Origin of the sequence: Pseudomonas sp. GZD-209, from assembly GCF_049310485.1 — a bacterium.
GTDB classification, from domain to species: domain Bacteria; phylum Pseudomonadota; class Gammaproteobacteria; order Pseudomonadales; family Pseudomonadaceae; genus Aquipseudomonas; species Aquipseudomonas sichuanensis.
Genome location: NZ_JBMOWQ010000031.1, coordinates 1 through 3,405 on the forward strand (window position 1 = coordinate 1; position 3,405 = coordinate 3,405).

Annotated in this window: 2 protein-coding genes and 1 pseudogene; 1 reads left to right on the forward strand and 2 read right to left on the reverse strand. The window is 64.2% G+C overall.

The features are described 5' to 3' along the window. Window positions 1-155 precede the first annotated feature (155 nt). Entirely contained in the window at window positions 156-1,196 is a 1,041-nt protein-coding gene (locus ACO6VM_RS05645; protein WP_401057583.1) for a low specificity L-threonine aldolase, read from the forward strand. Window positions 1,197-1,301: 105 nt separating this feature from the next. Here ACO6VM_RS05645 and ACO6VM_RS05650 read toward each other — a convergent pair whose 3' ends face one another. Both ACO6VM_RS05650 and ACO6VM_RS05655 read right to left on the reverse strand, forming a co-directional pair. Continuing rightward, complete coding sequence (locus ACO6VM_RS05650) at window positions 1,302-2,039, reverse strand: methyl-accepting chemotaxis protein (RefSeq protein ID WP_390966492.1); 738 nt, start codon at window positions 2,037-2,039, stop codon at window positions 1,302-1,304. 126 nt (window positions 2,040-2,165) lie between these two features. After that, window positions 2,166-3,239, reverse strand: a pseudogene (locus ACO6VM_RS05655) (cache domain-containing protein); the annotation flags it as partial. Window positions 3,240-3,405 lie beyond the last annotated feature (166 nt).

Consider the following 3,405-nt stretch of genomic DNA (forward strand, 5'->3'; position numbering starts at 1 on the left):
TGGCGTCAGTACTGGTAAAACCTCTTTCAGGGCCGCCGCAATCGCGGGGCAAGCCCGCCCCCACAGGCCATTAACCCTTTCGGAAGGCTTGTATAGGCAACCGCCAAATCGATGGTTTAGAGTGCGTGCCTGCGTCGTAAAAAAGGACAGGCGTCATGACCGATAACAACCAACAATTCGCCAGCGACAACTATTCCGGCATCTGCCCAGAAGCCTGGGCCGCGATGGAAAAGGCCAACCACGGCCACGAACGCGCCTATGGCGACGACCAGTGGACCGAACGCGCCTCGGAGTACTTTCGCAACTTGTTCGAAACCGACTGCGAAGTGTTCTTCGCCTTCAACGGCACCGCCGCCAACTCCCTGGCCCTGGCCTCGCTGTGCCAGAGCTACCACAGCGTGATCTGCTCCGAGACCGCCCACGTCGAGACCGACGAATGCGGCGCGCCGGAGTTCTTCTCCAACGGCTCCAAGCTGCTGACCGCACCCAGCGTCAACGGCAAGCTCACCCCCGAGTCGATCCGCGAAGTGGCGCTCAAGCGCCAGGACATCCACTACCCCAAGCCCCGCGTGGTGACCCTCACCCAGGCCACCGAAGTGGGCACGGTGTACCGCCCCGACGAGCTCAAGGCGATCAGCGCCACCTGTAAAGAGCTGGGCCTGAACCTGCACATGGACGGCGCGCGCTTCACCAATGCCTGCGCGTTCCTCGGCTGCACCCCGGCGGAGCTGACCTGGAAAGCCGGCGTCGATGTGCTGTGCTTTGGCGGCACCAAGAACGGCATGGCAGTGGGCGAGGCGATCCTGTTCTTCAACCGCAAACTGGCCGAAGACTTCGACTACCGCTGCAAGCAGGCCGGGCAACTGGCCTCGAAGATGCGCTTTTTGTCGGCGCCGTGGGTCGGGCTGCTGGAAGACGGCGCCTGGATGCGCCATGGCCGCCACGCCAACCAGTGTGCGCAACTGCTGGCGTCGCTGGTCAGCGACTTGCCGGGCGTGGAACTGATGTTCCCGGTGGAGGCCAACGGGGTGTTCCTGCAGATGCCGGAACCTGCCATCGAAGCGCTGCGCAATAAAGGCTGGCGCTTCTATACCTTCATTGGCAGTGGTGGGGCACGGTTCATGTGTTCGTGGGATACCGAAGAGGCACGAGTACGTGAGTTGGCTGCGGATATCCGCGCCATCGTCGGCGCCTGATCCACCGCATTCGCGGGTAAACCCGCTCCCACAGGTACGGCACCGTCTTCAAGGACAGTGATCAGCTTGTGGGAGCGGGTTTACCCGCGAAGAATCCAACACCGATTAAAGCCTGAACCCCCCCATCTGCCGCGCCAGGTCATCGGCCAACCCGCGCAGCGCCTGGCATTCCTCGCGGCACCCTTGCACCTCGGCCGCCGTCTGCCGCGCCAAATCGGAAATGCCCTGCACCGTGCGGTTGATCTCCTCGGTCACCGCCGACTGCTCCTCGGTCGCCGTGGCCACCTGGTGGTTCATGTCGCTGATCTGCTCCACCTGATCGGTGATCGCCCCCAGCGACGTGCCCGTTCGCTGGCTGGACTCGACCCCATTGCCGGTCGCCTGCTGCCCCGCCTGCATCGACGACACCGCCGTGCCCGCGCCCTGCTTCAGGCGCTGGATCATCTGCTGCACTTCGTCGGTGGACACCTGGGTGCGTCGGGCCAAGGTGCGCACCTCGTCGGCCACCACGGCAAAGCCACGGCCCATCTCACCGGCCCGCGCCGCCTCGATGGCAGCGTTCAGTGCCAGCAGGTTGGTCTGTTCGGAAATACTGCGAATCACTGCTAAAACTTCGTCGATAGAGGCGACTTCGTCGGCCAACTGGCTGACCGCGTCGGCCGCCTTGCCAATCTCGCCAGACATGCCTTCGATGTTGTGAATGGACCGACGCACCACTTCGCGCGCCTGCAGTGCCTCGTCGCGTGCCGACTGCGAAGCCACGGCGGCAGTGCCGGCATTCTGGGCAATGTCCTGCACGGTCAAACCCATCTCGTGCACGGCGGTGGCGACCATCTCGGTCATTTCCTGCTGGCGCCCGGAGCGTTCGGCGGTGTTGTCCACCACTTGCGTTACCTGCTCAACCGAGCGGTGCAGGCGTTCGGTGGTGCGCAACACTTCGCCGATCAAACCGCGCTGGCTGTCGAGGAAGCGGTTGAAGCCCCTGGCCAGGTCGCCCAGCTCATCCTGGCGCGAATCGTCGAGGCGGTGACTGAGGTCACCGGCACCACTGCCTATCTGCACCAATGCCGCGGTGACCTGGCGGATCGGCCGTACCAGCCCGCGCGCCAGCAGTACCACCAGCAACAGCGAAATCAGGGCCACGCCACCACCAATCAGGCTGGTGAGCCACACGGCCTGACGCATCTGCGCGTAGATCTCGGCCTCGGGCACTTCGGCCACCAGGGTCCAGTTCAGGTCACGCAGGGGCAGGCCCAGGGCCAGGTAGGTTTCACCGTCGCGGCTGAAACGGCTGCTGCGCAGGCCCTGGCCGCCGCTCATCACCGCCTTGGCCGCATCGGCATCAAGCTGCTCGGCGAGCTGGCGCTTGCCGCTGAACTGCTGGTCGGGGTGCACCTGGATCAGGCCGTCGTTGCGCACCAGGAACACCTTACCGTGCTCACCGAAGCTGAAGTCGTGGATCAGCTTGGACAGTTCGCTCATGCGCAGGCCCATGCCCGCCACGCCCACCAACTGGCCATCCTTTTCCACCCGATAGTCGATGAACAACGCCAACTCACCGGTGGCCCCGTCGATATCGATATTGACCAGGCGCTCGGCGCCGCTGTCGATATAGCCGTAGAACCAGCTGTCCTTGGGGTTGGCACGGCTGAGGGTGCGATCCAGGCCTTTCTCGTTGTAGTAGTGGTTGCTCGCAGTGGCGGCGAACATCGTGGTGAAGGCCTTGTTGCGCTGCCTGGCGCCCTCCAGGTACTCGATGAAACGCGGTGCTTGCGCTGGATCCTCACCGGCGGCCAGCCAATCGCGCAGCAGGGTATTGCCGGCGATGTCCGCCGCTGCCACCAGAGGCCGACCGAGCATGCGTTCGATGTCGTTGCGGATCGCCTCGATGCTGGCCGGCAGCGCCGTGTCGACCAGGTACCGCTCGGTGAGGCGGTTGACCGCCACGGTGTAGATCGCCACCACCACCAGGATGCTCGCCAGCAGGGCCGCGCCCATGCTTGCGATCAATTGCCACTGGATACTCCGCCGCCAGATACGCATGCCCTTGTTCCCCGAACATTATTGTTTTGGGGGAAGTGTATACACTCTAGTATCCAGTTATTCCAGTAATGGTGCGCAATAGAAAACACGTGGGAGCGGGGGGGGGGGGGGGGGGGGGGGGGGGGTGAGGGGGGGGGGGGGGGGGGGAGAAGGGGCGCCGAAAAAC

Bases quoted from the DNA above. Each gene is read 5' to 3' on its own strand.
- ACO6VM_RS05645 (WP_401057583.1), top strand. From the start codon at position 156: ATGACCGATAACAACCAACAATTCGCCAGCGACAACTATTCCGGCATC.
- ACO6VM_RS05650 (WP_390966492.1), bottom strand. From the start codon at position 2,039: ATGACCGAGATGGTCGCCACCGCCGTGCACGAGATGGGTTTGACCGTG.